The organism is Pseudomonas sp. IT-P258 (assembly GCF_949767825.1).
Taxonomy (GTDB): Bacteria; Pseudomonadota; Gammaproteobacteria; order Pseudomonadales; family Pseudomonadaceae; genus Aquipseudomonas; species Aquipseudomonas monachiensis.
This window is the reverse complement of record NZ_CATKPU010000012.1, coordinates 254,674-272,038: the sequence shown is the minus strand read 5'-3', so window position 1 is coordinate 272,038 and position 17,365 is coordinate 254,674. Positions and strand designations below refer to the sequence as shown.

14 protein-coding genes are annotated in these 17,365 nt (G+C 60.2%); 8 read left to right on the top strand and 6 right to left on the bottom strand.

The annotated features are described in order from the left end of the window. Positions 1-217: 217 nt before the first annotated feature. From ACM6G4_RS02475 to ACM6G4_RS02460, 4 genes are all read left to right on the top strand, one after another. The gene (locus tag ACM6G4_RS02475) at positions 218-928 is read left to right on the top strand and encodes a hypothetical protein (RefSeq protein ID WP_156385755.1); all 711 of its coding nucleotides are present in this window, start codon (positions 218-220) and stop codon (positions 926-928) included. 683 nt (positions 929-1,611) lie between these two features. Further along, entirely contained in the window at positions 1,612-2,259 is a 648-nt protein-coding gene (locus ACM6G4_RS02470; protein ID WP_223541573.1) for a hypothetical protein, read from the top strand. 264 nt (positions 2,260-2,523) lie between these two features. Continuing rightward, positions 2,524-4,563, top strand: a complete 2,040-nt coding sequence (locus ACM6G4_RS02465) for an FAD-dependent oxidoreductase (RefSeq protein ID WP_414912958.1) — start codon at positions 2,524-2,526, stop codon at positions 4,561-4,563. 69 nt (positions 4,564-4,632) lie between these two features. Beyond that, positions 4,633-5,559, top strand: a complete 927-nt coding sequence (locus tag ACM6G4_RS02460) for a 1-aminocyclopropane-1-carboxylate deaminase/D-cysteine desulfhydrase (RefSeq protein ID WP_414912957.1) — start codon at positions 4,633-4,635, stop codon at positions 5,557-5,559. 139 nt (positions 5,560-5,698) lie between these two features. On the opposite strand, the gene ACM6G4_RS02455 is transcribed toward ACM6G4_RS02460, so the two are convergent. The 3 genes from ACM6G4_RS02455 to ACM6G4_RS02445 all read right to left on the bottom strand — a co-directional run bounded on the left by ACM6G4_RS02455 (position 5,699) and on the right by ACM6G4_RS02445 (position 8,471). Then, a complete protein-coding gene (locus tag ACM6G4_RS02455) occupies positions 5,699-6,259 on the bottom strand; it encodes a cytochrome b (protein WP_056724026.1) in 561 nt (186 codons plus the stop codon). A gap of 181 nt (positions 6,260-6,440) precedes the next feature. Continuing rightward, positions 6,441-7,268 (bottom strand): phosphonoacetaldehyde hydrolase, encoded by an 828-nt coding sequence (gene phnX / locus ACM6G4_RS02450; protein WP_056724028.1) that lies wholly within the window; start codon positions 7,266-7,268, stop codon positions 6,441-6,443. A 93-nt stretch (positions 7,269-7,361) separates the two neighbouring features. Next, a complete protein-coding gene (locus tag ACM6G4_RS02445; protein ID WP_056724030.1) occupies positions 7,362-8,471 on the bottom strand; it encodes a 2-aminoethylphosphonate--pyruvate transaminase in 1,110 nt (369 codons plus the stop codon). Between the two features lie 109 nt (positions 8,472-8,580). Here ACM6G4_RS02445 and ACM6G4_RS02440 point away from each other — a divergent pair, with 109 nt between their 5' ends. After that, a complete protein-coding gene (locus tag ACM6G4_RS02440; RefSeq protein ID WP_056724032.1) occupies positions 8,581-9,441 on the top strand; it encodes a LysR substrate-binding domain-containing protein in 861 nt (286 codons plus the stop codon). 91 nt (positions 9,442-9,532) lie between these two features. Here ACM6G4_RS02440 and ACM6G4_RS02435 read toward each other — a convergent pair whose 3' ends face one another. Further along, positions 9,533-10,405 carry a LysR family transcriptional regulator gene (locus ACM6G4_RS02435; protein WP_409078856.1) on the bottom strand — a complete coding sequence of 291 codons (873 nt, stop codon included), beginning with the start codon at positions 10,403-10,405 and terminating at the stop codon, positions 9,533-9,535. 268 nt (positions 10,406-10,673) lie between these two features. On the opposite strand from ACM6G4_RS02435, the gene ACM6G4_RS02430 reads away from it, so the two are divergent. After that, positions 10,674-11,999 carry an MFS transporter gene (locus ACM6G4_RS02430; RefSeq protein ID WP_056724036.1) on the top strand — a complete coding sequence of 442 codons (1,326 nt, stop codon included), beginning with the start codon at positions 10,674-10,676 and terminating at the stop codon, positions 11,997-11,999. 70 nt (positions 12,000-12,069) lie between these two features. Continuing rightward, complete coding sequence (locus ACM6G4_RS02425; protein ID WP_056724038.1) at positions 12,070-13,461, top strand: FAD-dependent oxidoreductase; 1,392 nt, start codon at positions 12,070-12,072, stop codon at positions 13,459-13,461. Positions 13,462-13,464: 3 nt separating this feature from the next. Here ACM6G4_RS02425 and ACM6G4_RS02420 read toward each other — a convergent pair whose 3' ends face one another. After that, positions 13,465-14,886 (bottom strand): type VI secretion system Vgr family protein, encoded by a 1,422-nt coding sequence (locus tag ACM6G4_RS02420; protein WP_414912961.1) that lies wholly within the window; start codon positions 14,884-14,886, stop codon positions 13,465-13,467. Between the two features lie 225 nt (positions 14,887-15,111). Between ACM6G4_RS02420 and ACM6G4_RS02415 the strand changes: the two genes are divergently transcribed. Next, positions 15,112-15,816 (top strand): YebC/PmpR family DNA-binding transcriptional regulator, encoded by a 705-nt coding sequence (locus ACM6G4_RS02415; protein WP_414912956.1) that lies wholly within the window; start codon positions 15,112-15,114, stop codon positions 15,814-15,816. Between the two features lie 127 nt (positions 15,817-15,943). On the opposite strand, the gene ACM6G4_RS02410 is transcribed toward ACM6G4_RS02415, so the two are convergent. After that, positions 15,944-17,263, bottom strand: coding sequence for a leucine-rich repeat-containing protein kinase family protein (locus ACM6G4_RS02410; RefSeq protein ID WP_414912955.1), 1,320 nt, complete (start codon positions 17,261-17,263; stop codon positions 15,944-15,946). Positions 17,264-17,365: the final 102 nt, after the last annotated feature.

Genomic DNA, 17,365 nt, shown 5'->3' with positions numbered 1-17,365 from the left:
CTTCGCCGCGCTCAACATCACGGCGGCGACCTTTGGCAGCAGTGTCAATGTCGTTGATCTCGGTGCGGATACGTTGCTCAACTTCGGTGCGGGTTCCATCACCCTGGTAGGTGTGGGTGATCCAAACACCGTTTCGGCCACAGACTTCATTCTGGCCTCTTGAGGTCCTGGCAAGGACTGTCGCAGGGAGCGTGGACCACGGAGGGGAGGGCAATGGATGCCCTCCCTTTCTCCATCCACTCAATTGCCCATTAGCTATCGGGGTGCCAGCAGCGTACTGGAACTCATCAAGGCGGCAGGTTGGAACCGAACTGCGAAATCAAAGAATCAATTGAAAAAGGGAAACCCGGCCTTGAACATTTCAGCCATCTGCCTCTTGAGCAGTCTATTGGTTTCGGTCGCGGCTTTTGCTACCGGTGTTAATCCGGTGTTCGACCTGGATTTCACCAGGTCAGCCACGGAAACGCTGAAAAAACTGGATATCAACGACGCTTGTATTGTCGCCATCTCAAGTCCTGCTGCTTTTACGTTCTGTCGAGAAGGGTCATCAACGCTCTGGAAGTATCAGGCGCTGGATCTGGAGCAACAGGCGGTGATCCAGATTGGCCAAAAGCGGTCTTCGGCGGACTACCGGCAAATAACCCTTGTGGAAGTCGATAGCGTTGCTTGCGAACAGGATCACCTTGTGGAATTGGTTGAACCGGCTATCAGGCATGGACTTGTCCTTGGCCTGATTACCCTGTTTCTGTTGGTCGGCCTGCGATATACCTACCGGGCGATCATGTATTGCTGTTATGAACAGGTCGGCTTTTCGAAGTTCGGCTTGCGGCGCCTGGACAAATCCCGGTCAACGCAAAATTCAACGGTAATGGCGTTGGTCGCATGGGGTGTCGTGGCCGCTACGGCATTTATCTACTTCGGGTTTTGAGCGAGACCACAATTAGCGGGTATGCCGTTTCAAAGTACTTGCCATCCGACAGGGTTTGACTGCGTGCAGTTTCATTCGCTGACGACTAATTTGCTTTTAATATCCTGCTCCTTTCAGTTGATCCTGTATTGCTGTCTGCCTGAAAGGGTGGCTGGATCACCGTGAAGTCCGTCGTTGGAGTTTGCCTTGGATGAGAGTCACTCGCTATTGCGAGACTTATGGGATGTATAACAACTAGCGGATCCAATATGCAATGCTCGAAGTGCATCCAGGCAAGCAGGCCAGTTGCTGTGGGCAATAGCGGGGAAGTTGACTCATTGCTGTCGCTTCAGGCGAACTTGCGCTACGCACCGTTTGTCGGTGGCTTGTGCGGAAAATGAACATTGTAGCGTCTGTGGCCTCTGATCCTTGAGCACGTCAGCCATGACCTGCCCCCGCGATTGAAAAAAAAGAAGTGGAAATAGAATCTCAAGTGCAGTGAATGCCACTGGGGGTTTTTATCTGAAACTCAGGGAGGCGATAAATCAACCGGTCATTGATTCGCCAGGTGAATCAATGAGGTTGAGAGTGCCGAGTCCATGATTTGGCTTATCTTTTAGAAGTAAGGTCGTACAGAATTTTTAATAATTAAAGATTCTGTCAAGTAGTCGATCCGTACTCTCGAATAAGGTGGAGAAAATACCGTGGCGATAAATACCATTATGAGTCTGCTGGAAAATAAGGAATTCCTGGAGTTTTTGCGTCTGGGGGTTATTTATGTTCATTTGGTGGCGTGTTGTGTGGCCATCGGGCTGGTGTTGACCAGTGATGTCGCGATGGTCAGGGATCTTTTAAAACGGAAAGTATTAACTGAGCATGATAATGCTCACATGGAAAGTCTTCAAAGATCTGTCATCGTTTCACTAATAGCGCTGTGGGTAACGGGCATCGCTGTCGTCGGTATCGATTACCTGGAAAAAGGTGTCGAGTACTTCATGAATCCAAAACTTCAAGCCAAAGTCATTATTGTGGCGTTGTTGACTTACAACGGCATCTTGTTGCATCGCCTGGTACTGCCGGCCCTGCAAAAGGCAGGCTCCTTGCTCAATCTCCGATTCAGTGCACGAATGCTGGCGTTGGCCTGCGGTTCGTTGTCGGCGGTGTCCTGGATGTATGCCGCCATGCTGGGTGTCGGTCGTCCCTTGGCCTGGAAGTATTCCCTTTCCGAACTGTTGATGGCCTATCCGGTACTGATTGCGCTCGGGTTCCTGACGATGCTGGTGTTGACCCAGCGAGCGAAACAACAGGACGTCTGCGTTGCGCCGGCGCGGGCAGTAGCAAGCGCATGCTAAGCCGGTTCTTCGCGTAAATCTTGCGGACTTGTCCAGAGCCCGAAAGGCGGCCTTCAGGGTGCAGGTTTCAATCCGGACCTGCACCGCAAGGTCGTTTTTGTTTTGAATCATTCCCGGCCGCCCAAAGCTTCTGCTCATTTCGATCAATAATTTGTCAGTTACGGTCATTGAGGGATGGTGGCGTGACTCTTAGTCTGTCGAACATGACTGACGGGGGCCGTAGAGCTCCTGCACTTTCCGTGATCGCTCGATGTGGAGTTACCGATGACCGCCGCTCAATACCCGCACCTGCTGGCTCCGCTGGACCTGGGTTTCACCACGCTGCGCAATCGCACCCTGATGGGGTCGATGCACACGGGCCTGGAAGAGAAACCGGGTGGCTTCGAGCGCATGGCGGCTTACTTTGCCGAGCGTGCCCGTGGCGGTGTCGGCCTGATGGTCACCGGCGGTATCGGCCCGAACGAAGAGGGTGGCGTGTATTCCGGCGCGGCCAGGCTGACGACAGAGGAAGAGGCGCTCAAGCACCGTATCGTCACCCGTGCCGTACATGACGCGGGAGGCAAGATCTGCATGCAGATCCTCCATGCCGGTCGTTATGCCTATAGCCCGAAACAGGTTGCCCCTAGCGCGATCCAGGCGCCGATCAACCCGTTCAAGCCCAAGGAGCTGGACGAGGAAGGCATCGAGAAGCAGATCAGCGATTTCGTCACCTGCTCGGTACTGGCGCAAACCGCCGAGTACGACGGCGTGGAAATCATGGGTTCCGAAGGTTATTTCATTAACCAGTTCCTCGCCGCGCACACCAACCACCGTACCGACCGCTGGGGTGGCAGCTATGAAAACCGCATGCGTCTGCCGGTGGAGATCGTTCGTCGCGTTCGTGAAGCAGTAGGCCCGAACTTCATCATCATTTTCCGACTGTCGATGCTCGACCTGGTCGAAGGCGGCAGCACCTGGGAAGAGATCGTCCAGTTGGCCAAGGCCATCGAACAGGCCGGCGCGACCATCATCAACACCGGTATCGGCTGGCACGAAGCGCGGATTCCGACCATCGCCACCAAAGTGCCGCGCGCGGCCTTCAGCAAGGTCACGGCCAAGCTGCGTGGTTCGGTCAATATTCCGCTGATCACCACCAACCGTATCAACACCCCTGAAGTAGCCGAGCAGATCCTCGCCGAGGGCGATGCCGACATGGTGTCCATGGCGCGGCCGTTTCTCGCCGACCCGGATTTCGTCAACAAGGCCGCTGAAGGTCGCGCCGATGAAATCAACACCTGCATCGGTTGCAACCAGGCCTGCCTCGACCACACCTTCGGCGGCAAGCTGACCAGTTGCCTGGTCAACCCGCGTGCCTGCCATGAAACCGAGCTCAACTACCTGCCGGTGCAGCAACTGAAGAAAATCGCCGTGGTCGGTGCCGGCCCGGCCGGTTTGTCCGCCGCGACCGTGGCCGCCGAGCGTGGCCATCAAGTGACGCTGTTCGATTCGGCCAGCGAAATCGGTGGTCAGTTCAACATCGCCAAGCGTGTTCCGGGCAAGGAAGAGTTCTTTGAGACCATTCGCTACTTCAACCGCAAGTTGCAGACCACCAACGTCGAGGTGTGCCTGAACACCCGCGTCGATGTGGCCGGGCTGGTCGAGGGCGGCTACGACGAGATCATTCTGGCCACCGGCATTGCGCCGCGCCTGCCGGCCATTCCGGGGGTGGAAAACGCCAAGGTGCTGAGCTACCTGGACGTGATCCTGGCGCGCAAACCGGTCGGCAAGCGCGTCGCGGTGATTGGCGCCGGTGGTATCGGTTTTGACGTCTCGGAATTCCTCGTCCATGAAGGCGTAGCGACCAGTCAGGATCGTGCCGCGTTCTGGAAAGAATGGGGTATCGATACACACCTTGAAGCGCGCGGCGGTGTCGCCGGTATCAAGGCCGCGCCCCATGCGCCGGCCCGCGAGGTATACCTGCTGCAACGCAAGAAATCCAAGGTCGGCGACGGCCTGGGCAAGACCACCGGCTGGATTCATCGCACCGGTCTGAAGAACAAGCAGGTGCAGATGCTCAACAGCGTCGAATACCTGAAGATCGACGACGAAGGCCTGCACATCCGCATCGGCGAAACCGGCGAGCCGCAGCTGTTGCAAGTGGACAACATCGTGATTTGCGCCGGGCAGGACCCGCTGCGCGAGTTGCATGACGGCCTGGTGTCGGCGGGGCAGAGCGTGCACCTGATCGGCGGCGCGGATGTCGCGGCAGAACTGGATGCCAAGCGGGCGATCAATCAGGGTTCGCGTTTGGCGGCGCAGTTGTAACTCACATCGTTCGGGTTCACAGCACAAGTCGGCTGTTAAGATGCCGGATCTTTCCATAGATCCGGCATCATGCTTTCTCCTCCAGACAATTGGCTTCTTCAAGCCCCCCTCGACCCCTTTCACCTCGACTGGCTCACTCGAGCCGGCATCGAAGTGGCGGTCCTGCGGCTGGACCAGATCGACCCGCTGATCAGCGGCAACAAATGGTTCAAGCTCATCGAACACCTGAAAACTGCTGACCGCCTGGAGGCCGAAGGCATCATCAGTCTCGGTGGCGCGCACTCCAATCACCTCCACGCGTTGGCGGCGGCGGGCAAGCGTTTCGGCTTTGCCACCGTCGGCCTGTTGCGCGGGCATCCTCAGCAAACCCCGACAGTCAAGGACTTGCAGGCGTTCGGCATGCAGTTGCACTGGCTGGGGTATGCAGGCTATCGGGCAAGGCATGAAGCGGGTTTCTGGCAACCCTGGCAAACCCGCTACCCGAGGTTGCATCCGGTGCCTGAAGGGGGAGGCGGTTTGCCTGGTGCCTTGGGTTGCATGCAGTTGCGGGCCACTGTTTGCGCGCAATTGCCGGGCTTGGGCTGGAGCGACCATGACGGCTGGTGGCTGGCCTGCGGCACCGGCACGACCCTGGTCGGCCTGGTACTGGCCGAAGCGGGGGATCATTCGGTGTACGGTGCCCTGGCGGTGCCTGACGATCATGGGGTGGCGCAGATGGTCGAGCGGATCGTGCAGGAAGCCGGTGTAGTCAATGCGAGGTATGAACTGATCGACGCAAGTCGCGGCGGCTTCGCCAAGGTGGATCCGCTGCTGCTCGACTTTATCGAAAAGACAGAGCAGGCCGGGAGTATTCCATTGGAGCCGCTGTACACCGGCAAGGCACTCATGGCCCTCAAGCAACAAGTCGAGGCGGGCAAGTTCGCCCGGGGCACACGACTGATCTTTGTCCACACGGGGGGCTTGCAGGGGCGGCGGGGATTTGACTCACAAGCCTGAAACGCACCGCAAACCAATGTGGGAGCGAGCTTGCTCGGGTGGTATTCGCCTTGCTGAAAGGGCAAAGCGAATATCAGCCAAAAGCCAGTTGAGGGCTTTCCCTCAACCATAGAATCTCCCACACTGGAATTCATTGGTCTCAGGAGTCGCGGTTCACGCGCTTGGGCATCATCCGCAGCAAGGTGTTATCGCCCACCACATAATGGTGATACAGCCCGGCCACGGCATGCAGGCCGATCAACCAGTAGCCGATAGTGCCGCCGAGCTCGTGCCAGCCCTGGAGCTCTTTGGCCAGGTCCTTGTTTTCCGCTACCAGCATCGGCAGGTCGACACCGTAGAACATCACCTGATTGCCTTTGGCGCTGGTGACCAGCCAGCCGAGAATCGGCGTGACGATCATGAAAATGTACAGCGCCCAGTGCATCAGCCTGGCCAGCGTCGTTTGCCAGTGCGCCGAGGCCGGGAAGATCTGCGGCGCCGGGCCGAGGCTGCGTGCGAACAATCGCACCCAGACTAGAACGAATACGGTCAGGCCGAGCATGAAGTGTGTTTCGACGATCAGCGTGCGCCCGCCACTGCCCTTGGGAAAGAGCCCGCGAAACTCGATACAGGCGTAAACCAGCACCAGCAGGACCAGCATCAACCAATGCAGCGCGATCGATACGGTGCTGTAGCGCGATTCGGAGTTTTTCCACGGCATACGGTGTTCCTCAGAGGTCCGGTTTAAAGCCACCGCTCTTATCCGACGGTGTGCTCTAACTGTAATCCTGTTTCACCGGGTTTGCCTGAGGCGATTGGTCGCTGGATGCCCTGGTTTGGGTAATGCACAGAAGAAACCTGTGGGAGCAGGCTCGCTCCCACAGGGGCAATGCGGGGACTTATCAGCTCGACTGAGGCATTTCGCCGTTGGCCAGGCGCTTGTTGATGTCGGCGATCACTTGCGGCAGATCGGTGATGGTATCGATCATGTAGTGCGGACGCGAGCCTTCGAACATTGCGTGGATGCGCTTGCGCTCGCCGTCCAGTTGGTCGCAGCCCAAGGCGCGATAACCTTCGTAGTCCAGGCCCAGGGCGTTGCCCGAGCAGATCAGCGCCACGGTCCACATGCCGGCGCGGCGCCCCTCGAGAATGCCCGGCACCGTGTCATCGATCTTCACGCACGCGGCGACATCGTCGATGCCCAGGGCAATGACGTTGGCCAGCGCCTGGGCGGGCCATGGACGACCATTCGGGACTTCATCGGTGGCAACCACGTGATCGGCCACGTAGCCGTTGGTGGCAGCCAGTTCAACCACTTTGTCCATGACCTGTTTCGGGTAGCCGGAGCAGGAGCCGATCTTGATCCCTTGCTGGCGCAGGTTGGCGATGGTCTCCAGCGCTCCGGGAATCAGCGCCGAGTGTTCGGCGATTTTTTCGATCTGCAGCGGCATGAAGCGTTGGTAGATGGCGGTCACGTCATCGTCGGTCGGCGTGCGGCCGAACACTTTGCGATAGCGCTCGGCAACCTCCGGCAGATCGCACAGGGTGCGGATGTGGTCCCACTTGCCCATGCCCATCGGGCCACGGGCCTCTTCGATGGACACCTGGACGTCGAATTCGGCGAAGGCTTCGACGAAAATCTGCGTCGGGGCGAAGGAGCCGAAGTCGACCACGGTGCCGGCCCAGTCGAGGATGGCGGCTTGCAGTTTGCTTGGGTTGGAGTAGTTCATGGCAATTAATTTCCTGTAGAAAACTGACGATTGGAGAGCCGCTTTTACTGTGGGAGCGAGCAAGCTCGCTCCCACAGGGGAATGTGGTGTGGGTTAGATCTCTAACACTTCCATCTCGCGCAACACTTCAGCAATCGCCGCCACGGCTTCGCGCATTTCGGCTGGCTGGACATGGCCGATGCAGCCGACGCGGAAGGTTTCGACCTGGGTCAGTTTGCCGGGGTAGAGGATGTAACCCTTGGCCTTGACCCGCTCGTAGAACTCCTTGAATGCGTAGCGTGGATCTTTCGGGGCGTGGAAGGTGGCGATGATCGGCGCCTGGATAGCCGCCGGCAGGAAGCTGCGCAGCCCCAGTCTGCCCATCTCTTCCATCAATGCCTGGCAGTTGGCGGCGTAGCGTTCGTGCCGCGCCGGCAAGCCGCCTTCTTCGTTGTATTGCAGAAGGGCTTCGTGCAGCGCCGCGACCACATGGGTCGGCGGGGTAAAGCGCCACTGGCCGGTCTTGGCCATGTAGGCGTGCTGGTCCTGCAGGTCCATCGCCAGCGAATGCGAGTTACCGACGGCGTTGGCCAGGGACTCTTTGCGAGCGAAGACAAAACCCATGCCCGGCACGCCTTCCAGGCATTTGCCCGAGGCGGCGATCAGTGCGTCGAACGGCACTTGTTGCGCATCCACTGGCAGGGCGCCGAAGGAGCTCATGGCGTCGATGATCAGGCGCTTACCGTGTTGCGCAATGACCTGGGCGATCTCTGGCAGCGGATTGAGGATGCCGGTGCTGGTTTCGCAGTGAATCAGGGCGACATGGGTAATGTCTTGATCGGCACGAAGCAGGCGGTCGACGTCGGTGGCGGTGGTCGGTTCGTCCTCGGCGGTTTCGAAAGTGCTGAACGAGCGCCCCAGCACTTCGCAGATTTTCGCCAGGCGCTTGCCGTAGGCGCCGTTGATCAATACCAGAATCTTGCCGTCCCGAGGCACCAGCGTGCCGATCGCCGCCTCGACCGCGAAGGTGCCGCTGCCTTGCAGGGGCACGCAGTGGTGGGTGGCGGCGCCGTTGATGATGGCCAGCAGTTGCTCGCAGAGGCTGGCGGTCAGTTGATTGAAGCGGTCATCCCATGATCCCCAGTCAACCATCATTGCCTGACGGGTGCGGGCCGACGTGGTCAACGGGCCGGGGGTGAGCAGGATGGGTTCGGCAGTACTCATTCTCGTGTCCTCGCAATCGATGGGATGAAGCGTTGGTGCCTAAATTGCAATTTGCCGTGTTATCAATCAAATTGTTTGTTGTTATGCCAACCATCAGTGAGGGTTATTCATGAACCTGTTCCAGCTCCGCGCCTTCGATGCCGTGGCCCGGGAAGGCAGCTTTACCCGGGCGGCGGCGCGGCTGTTCATCAGCCAGCCGGCCGTCACCGGGCACATCAAGGCCCTGGAGGAGCACTACCAGATCACCCTGCTGCGCCGCACCGCCCGCCGCGTGGAACTGACGGAGGAGGGCACCAAACTGGCGGCAATCACCCGGGCGATGTTCAGCTTGGCCGAAGAGGCGCAGGTAATGCTCGAAGCCAACCGGCAATTGCTGACCGGGCGCCTGGAAGTGGCGGCGGACGGCCCGCACATGGTCATGCCGATGCTCGCCAGCCTGCGTGCACGCTATCCGGGGATCACGGTGAACCTGCGCCTGGGCAACGCCCAGGAAACCCTGGCGGCGCTGCTGTCCGAACATGCCGACGTGGCGGTGCTGACCGAGGTCGAGCCGCGCAAGGGCTTGCATCTGCAGGCGCTGAATGAATCACGGATTTGCGCGCTGGTGCCCGATGGGCATCCTTGGGCGCAGAAGACCAAAGGCGTGCAGCTCAAGGAACTGGATCAGGTGATCATGGTGCTGCGCGAACCGAGTTCGATTACCCGGCGCACCTTCGATGAGGCATGCGCCCAGGCCAAGGTCAATCCACGGGTGCTGCTGGAACTGGACAGTCGCGAAGCGGTGACCGAGGCGGTGGCCGCCGAACTGGGTGTGGGGGTGGTGTCGTCGGTGGAGGTCAGTCACGATCCACGGGTGGCGGCGGTACCGATCATCGGCGAGGGGCTGGTGAATCGGCACATGATGGGGTGTATGGAGCGGCGGCGGGATTTGCGGTTGATCCAGGCGTTTTTCGGGTTGGCACCGGTGTAGGAGCTGCCGAAGGCTGCGATCTTTTGATCTTCGCTTTTAAAAACAAGATCAAAAGATCGCAGCCTTCGGCAGCTCCTACGGGGGGATGCGGTCAGTTAAGGCTCTCACGCACCATCTCCAGAAAAGTCGCCACCACCCGCCGCGAACTCTGTTCGCGCAAACACACCAGGGTTTCAGTCAACCGTCGTTTGCAATCGATAATCGGCAACGCACACACCCGCGAATCCGCGCCAAACTCGGCAGCCGACACCACACCCACCCCAATCCCCACAACCACCGCCTCCCGCGCTGCCTCGCGACCTTCAACCTGAATTGCCGGGCGGATGCGGAACCCGGCACCGGCCATTTCCTCCTCCAGCGTCTGCCGGGTCACGGAACCGATTTCCCGCAACACCAGTGGTGTGTCGTCGAGGTCGGCGAGGGTGATGGATTCGCGCTCGGCCCACGGATGATTGCGCGACACGAACGCCACCATCGGGTCGTTACGCAGGGGCAGGGAGATCAGGCGTTCATCGCTGACGTCACGGCCCAGCAACGCCAGGTCGGCCTGATAGTTGAACAGTCGGAACAGCGACTCATCGGTGTTGCCGGTTTCGATCTTCACGCTGATCCCGGGGTAGCGTTCGCAGAATCGGGCGATCTGCGGCAGCACGTGGACCGGTGCATCCACCGCCAGAATCAGGCTGCCGGTCTGCAAGGCCTGGGAGTCCTGGAGCAGTTCCTGGGCTTCCGCCTCAATCACGAAAAGCCGCTGGGTAACGCTCAGCAGCCGCTCGCCCAGATCGGTCAGGCGCACCGAGCGCTTGTTGCGGTGAAACAGCAAAACCCCGTAGCGCTCTTCGAGTTTGCGCACCTGGTCGGAAATCGCCGGTTGCGTCAGAAACAAGCGCTCGGCGGCCTTGGTGAAGCTTCCATGCACCGCCACGGCGTGGAAAGCTTTGAGCTGGGCGTGGGACACCGACATGGGAATCTCCAGTAACAAGCTGACCTTATATTTGAAATACGATAAATCGATTTCACTTATTAATCAGTAATTGTTTTTATCCACCTCAGCCCCGGTGACTGGTCAGTCGAACAGCAGCGGGAGCCATGAGCCTGTGCGTGCAACTACAGGACTCATCTGACCGGTATCCGCCGTAGGGACAGGGCGATATCGCAGTGCTCAACAATAAAAACACAGGCGTTTTCTTCCAATTCTGCCGGCACACTCACACCCTGAGGTCAGAACCACAATGAACAAGCACATCGGCACCATCAAGCGTTGGCGCGTGCAGATCTTCGCGATCACCTGGCTCGCCTACGCCGCCTTCTACTTCACCCGCAAAGCCTTCTCGGTCGCCAAGCTCGGTATTGGCGAAGACCCGACCTTCATGCTCGACAAAATGGCCATGGCCAACCTCGACGCCATCTACCTGACGGCCTACGCCTTCGGCCAATTCACCTGGGGCATCCTGGCCGACCGCTTCGGGCCGCGGGTGGTGGTGCTCGGCGGGTTGGTGATTTCCGCCGCTGCGGCGCTGGTGATGGGCAACTTTGCAACGCTACCGATTTTCGCTACCTGCATGCTGATACAAGGCCTGGCGCAGTCCACCGGTTGGTCGGGGCTGTGCAAGAACCTCGGCAGCTTCTTTCCCTCCGAGCAACGCGGACGGGTATTGGGCCTATGGAGTTCCTGCTACGCCTTTGGTGGTCTGGTAGCCTCGCCGTTTGCCGGTTGGTGGGCGTACACGCTCATCGGCAGCTGGCATGCGGCGTTCATTTCCAGTGCGGCGGTGGTTGGGCTGGTCGCCGTGCTGTTTTTTATTTTCCAACGCAACAAACCGGAAGACGTCGGCTTGCCGGCGGTGGAGCCGGAACCCGAGCTGACCGCCGAAGAGGCTGACGCGCAAAGTAAAATCAGCATGTGGGAGCCTTTGAAGGAAATCCTGCGCAACCGCACAGTGCTGGTGTTGGGGTTGGCGTACTTCATGCTCAAGCCGGCGCGCTACGCGATTCTGCTGTGGGGGCCGGTGATCGTCTTCGAACAGATGCCTTCAGTGGGCAAGGTCGGCGCGGCGATCATACCGACCGCGTTTGAACTGGCCGGGTTGCTCGGGCCGATCCTGATTGGCCTGGCCTCGGACAAACTGTTCGGCGCCCGGCGCATGCCGGCCTGCGTGATCAGCCTGTTGGCGCTGACGGTGTCCCTGGCGTTTTTCATGGGCGCCCTGCATACCGGCAGCGTGCTGCTGGTGGTGGCACTGCTGTTCGTCATGGGCCTGACCCTCTACGGGCCGGACTCGATGATCAGCGGCGCGGCCGCTATCGACTTCGGCACTGCCAAGGCCGGCGCCACGGCAGCCGGATTCGTCAACGGCTGCGGCTCGGTCGGGGCGATTCTCGGCGGGCTGCTGCCGGGCTACTTCGACACCGTTACCGTGTTCATCGTTTTCGCCGGCTGCGCCATGTTCTCGGCGCTGGTGTTGATCCCGCACTGGAACAGCCGCCCCGGTGGCCTGGGCACTCATTTCGCCTACGTGCCCAACCAGGCGATCACCATCAAACCCCTGCGTACCTGAATCCTGTCCCTCGTCGCCTGCTGCACCTGCGGCAGGCCGGCGTGTGGGCCACTGACCGGAGATTGACCCCATGAGACCCTTTTGGCTGGACCAGGCCTTGAAGGCTGATGCATCCGAAACCTGTCCGCCACTGGAAGGCGACACCCGCGCCGATGTCTGTATCGTCGGCGGTGGTTACACCGGGTTGTGGACCGCGATCATGCTCAAGGAGCAGAACCCCGAGCTGGACGTGTTGCTGATCGAAGCGGACATCTGCGGTGCCGGGGCCAGTGGACGCAATGGCGGTTGTGCGTTGTCGTGGTCGGCCAAGTATTTCACCCTTGAGCGTTTGTTTGGCGTTGAAGAAGCCGTACGTCTGGTCAAGGAGTCCGAGCGCAGCATCCATGCCATTGGCGCCTTCTGCGAACAGTATCGGGTGGACGCCGATTACCGTCTCGACGGTACGCTCTACACCGCGACCAACCGCGCTCAAATTGGCTCGACTGACGCTGTGATCGCGGCGCTGGAGCGCAACGGCATCAACTCATTCAGCCAGCGGCCGGTGGCCGATGTGCAGCGCATGGCGGGCTCCATCAAACACCTGGAAGGCTGGTTTTCTCCGGCAGCGGCCAGTGTGCAGCCGGGCAAACTGGTGCGTGGCTTGCGCCGGGTAGCCCTGCAACTCGGGGTGAAGATTCATGAAAACACCGCGATGACCGGGCTGGAGGAAGGTAGGCCGGCGGGCATTCAAACCCCTGGTGGCACTGTTCGCGCCGACCGCGTGGTGCTGGCGATGAACGCCTGGATGGCCCGGGCGTTCCCGCAGTTCGAACGCAGCGTGGCGATCGTTTCCAGCGACATGCTGATCACCGAACCACGGCCGGATTTGCTCGACGAAATCGGCTTGACCAGCGGCGTCACGGTGCTCGATTCGCGGATCTTCGTGCACTACTACCACAACACCCCGGACGGCCGGATCATGCTGGGCAAGGGCGGCAATACCTTCGCTTATGGCGGACGCATGCTGCCAGTGTTCGACCAGCCTTCGCCTTACGCCGGTTTGCTGCAGAACAGCCTGGCGGATTTCTTCCCGGCGTTTGCCGAGGTCAAGGTCGAAGCGACCTGGAATGGTCCGTCGGACCGCTCGGTGACCGGGCTGCCGTTTTTCGGGCAGATGAGCGCCAGTGGCAACGTGTTCTACGGTTTCGGCTATTCCGGCAGCGGTGTCGGACCCTGCCATATGGGTGGGCAGATTCTGGCGTCGATGGTCCAGGGCCTGGACAACCCCTGGACCCGTTCGCCGCTGGTCAACGGACCGTTGGGGTTTTTCCCGCCGGAGCCGATTCGCTACATCGGCTCGCTGATGGTGCGCAACGCCATCCGCCGCAAGGAACGCGCGGAGGATCACGGGCGTCGACCACGGCATCTGGACGTGCGCCTGGCGAAGTTCGCCGCCGCCGCCGGCAAGGCTGACAAGGGCTGAGCATCAGGGCGCAAGATCCGAGCGGGAGAGCAGCCAGTCGAACAGCAGGCGGGTATCGCCACGAGGCTCGCGCGGGCGAGGGCGGTGAGGTTGTGGCCGAGGGCCCATGGCCGTACAAAGCACTGGGCGATCCGGGTCACTGTCGAGAAAAACCACCAGTACTTCGCTGCCAGCCACGGGCAAACGGGCCGGATCGATCCATTCCTCGGCGGTGGTCAGCGCCAGTGGTAGCCACAGGCCGTCGGACCCCTCTGCGGCTGATGGTGTGGCGGGCCAGAGGTTCACCTGAACCCTGCCATCCTCGTCCACTGTCGCCGGTCGCCCGATCGGGCCGCACACCTGGCCAGGCTGATACCCGGGGATATTCGGCCTGGGTTGTTTGAGCGCGGGCCTGAACACCGTCGACCAGGGGATGGCGCTGAATTGATTGCGGTAACCCGGGGTCATGTCGGGTGTGTCATCGAGCAGAATGGATGAATGACGACCCTGATGGCGGATTTCGGTAACCAGCCATTGATCATTGAAATTCGCCAGCGGATGCTCGGCCACCTGCAGGATCCGGCCACTGCGTAATGCCCCCAGGTTACTTTGACCGTGGACCTGCAGGTGTCGGCAGCGCAGGCGTTCCAGTTGTCGACGGCTGAGCTGGTCGCGATGTTGTTGTTCGCCAGCGGGACAATGCCGTGCCGTGACGAACGAGTGATTGGCTGCGCCTTCGCTGATGTCCGCTGCACCCGGATTCCTGGCGCCTGGACGCACAGGGGAGAGCGGGGCGTCATGGCGTTGGAACAGTTCGCTGATCACGGGTTCCTGGTGTTCGTCGAGGGCGTCGCGGCTCATCGACATGAGCAGGGGGGCCTGGGGGAAACTCAGGCTGTCATCGGCCAGAACCAGCACGTGGCCGTCGCGTTGATGCTCGAAGTGATAGTGGATGCCTTCTTCCTCGCACAGCCGTTGCAGAAACGCCAGGTCGGTTTCTTCGTACTGAATGCAAAAAGGTCGCAGGGGATAGTGTCCGGTTGCCAGTTCAAAGTGATAGCTGCCGGCAGGCAGCCCATGTTCATCGAGCAACTGGCGCAGGATCATGGGTACGCTGGCGCGCTGGAAAATACGTCGGCGCCGTTGCTGATCCAGCGCCTGGACACTTGGCACCAGCACCAGTTTGTAAGCGACCCGGTGCCCGCTTCGATATTCACAACTGACGCTGTACAGCAGACCATGAATGCCTTGATCGTGGCCGAACTCGAGGAACGCCGGTTGGTGCAGTAATCGTTCAAGGTTCAGGGCCGGTGCCAGCCCGATCACCTCGATGTCGAATCGATAGGGTTGGTTGAGTGCTTCATGACCACTGAACCGGACCACCTGGAAGCTCAGGTCGTCGTCGAGAAGCGTGAGGGTAGTGGGACTTTCCTTGTCGTTGTGCATCGAACGCGCTACCGCCGTGGAGTAGGGTGCAAAGCGTACGAAACCCCGGCGCATTGCGGGCACGATAAAGCGACATTTCCGAATCGCCCTACAACCGCTGGTGAAGATGTCGATGCAAGTCGGGATTTTTTGGTCGATTGCCAACTTTAGGCCGTATAAACTTGCGCAAAGCGTCGGCCATTAGATGTCTCGGCGCCACAGATGCCACAGATAAGAGAGTGAGAAATGGGCGCACAGTGGAAGGTTAAACACAAAGAAGCGGCAGCTAATGCCAAGGGCAAGATCTTCGGCAAACTGGTAAAGGAAATCACCATTGCTGCGCGTAACGGCGCTGATATTGCTACCAACGCGCACTTGCGCCTGGTGGTTGAACAGGCCAAGAAAGCTTCGATGCCCAAGGAAACACTGGATCGCGCCATCAAGAAAGGCGCGGGCCTGCTGGGCGAAACCGTGCAGTACCATCGCGTGACCTATGAAGGGTTCGCCCCGCATCAGGTACCGTTGATCGTTGAGTGCGTGACCGACAACATCAACCGCACCGTCGCCGAGATCCGCGTGGCGTTCCGCAAGGGCCAACTGGGGGCTTCCGGTTCGGTGGCCTGGGACTTCAACCATGTCGGCATGATCGAAGCGTCGCCGGACACCCCGGACGCCGATCCGGAAATGGCCGCCATCGAAGCCGGTGCACAGGATTTCGAGCCGGGTGAAGAGGGTGCAACCCTGTTCCTGACCGAGCCGACCGACCTCGACGCGGTACAGAAAGCCCTGCCGGAACAAGGCTTTACCGTGCTGTCGGCCAAACTGGGCTACCAGTCGAAAAACCCGGTCACCGGCCTGAGCGATGAGCAGATGGCGGAAGTCGAAGCGTTCCTCGAAGGCCTCGATAACCATGACGACGTGCAGGATATGTTTGTCGGCTTGGCGGGTTGACCGAACTGGCCTGAATCTGACTTGTGGCGAGGGAGGTTGCTCCCGTTCGGTTGCGCAGCAGCCGTCGCTTTTGGGGACGGCTGCGCCGTCCAGCGGGAGCAAGCTCCCTCGCCACATTGTGTTGTATTTACAATTTGAACTCAGCTAATTCCTGAACAATCGCCTCAAACCCCGGCCGCTCCAGCACCTGCGGCTGACAGCAACGCCGCTCCAGATCTTCCAGCACCCCACGCAGTTCATCGCTCAACCCCGAGTCGATTCGCGCCAGCAACTCCCCCAGCAACACCCCGAACGCCCGCACCTCGATCCGCTGCAAGGCACGGCTTTCCAGACTGTCGGAAATTTCGTGGAACGACGCCGCGCCAAAGTCCCCCAGCAAGCAGTCACCCTGCTCATTCCACAGGATATTGTGCCCGTAGAGATCGCCGTGGGTGATGCCATGGCCGTGCAGGTGTTCGGCCACCGAGGCAATGCCCGAGGCAATGCGCAACGCCACCGCGGCACTGAAGCGCAGGTCGTCGGGGTAGATGTCGCGGCTGCACGACGCCAGGCTCGGCAGGCTGGCGAGGTTGCGAAAACTCGGCGGGATCAACTGCATGACCAACCCGGCGGTTTGTTGCGGGTGATCGACAATCCGCCCTTCGACGCGAATCAGGTTCGAATGCAACCCGGCGGTGATGCAAGCGTTCATTTCGTGCAGGGGCGAGCCATCGCTGGTCATTTCGCCCTTGTAGAGCTTCACCGCAACTGGCGTGGGCGGTTGGTCGGCCGGTTGCCAGACGGCCTGATGGATCACCCCGGACGCCCCTTCGCCGAGCTTTTTTTCCAGGTGCAATGCCGACCAGTCAATGCGCGGTGTGGCGTCGAGGGCGGCGGCATCGGCTTCGGTTTCCAGCGGGTTACCGGCATAGGCCAGCCAGGTCAGGCTCGGCAGCGTCAGTAGCCATTGTGGCAAGTCGGTGAACTGGTTGGCGGCTATGCGGATCAGCTCCAGCCGATGACAATTGTGCATCGACTCCGGCAACCCCCGCAGGCGGTTACCGGCAAGCATGAGTTTTTGCAGGTATGGCCGCTCTCCCAACTCGCTCGGCAGCGTCTCGATGCAGTTGTCGGTCAGGATCAGCCAGCGCAGCAGCGGTGGCAGTGCCGCTGCGGGCACGTGGGCGATGCGGTTGGCCTTGAAGCCGATCATCGTCAGTGCGGCGCATTGGCCAATACAGGCCGGCAACCCGGTGAAACGGTTATCGGAGCAGAACAGCACGCGCAAACGGGTCAGGCGATGCAAATCCTCTGGCAGCGCGCTCAGGGCATTGCCGCTGAGGTTGAGCACTTCCAGCGAATCCGCCAGATCGAAGATCTCCCGGGGAAACTCGGTCAGGCCTTCGGCCAGATCCAGCCGCGTGATGCCCGACAACTCGCCGGCGCGCAATTGAGCAAGAGTGTGCATGAACAGATTCGCCATTAACCAAAGGGAGGGCGCGGCGCCCTGGAAATGGGCAACATGATACCGGGAAAGATGTGGGAGCGAGCCCGCTCGCGAAAGGGGCAG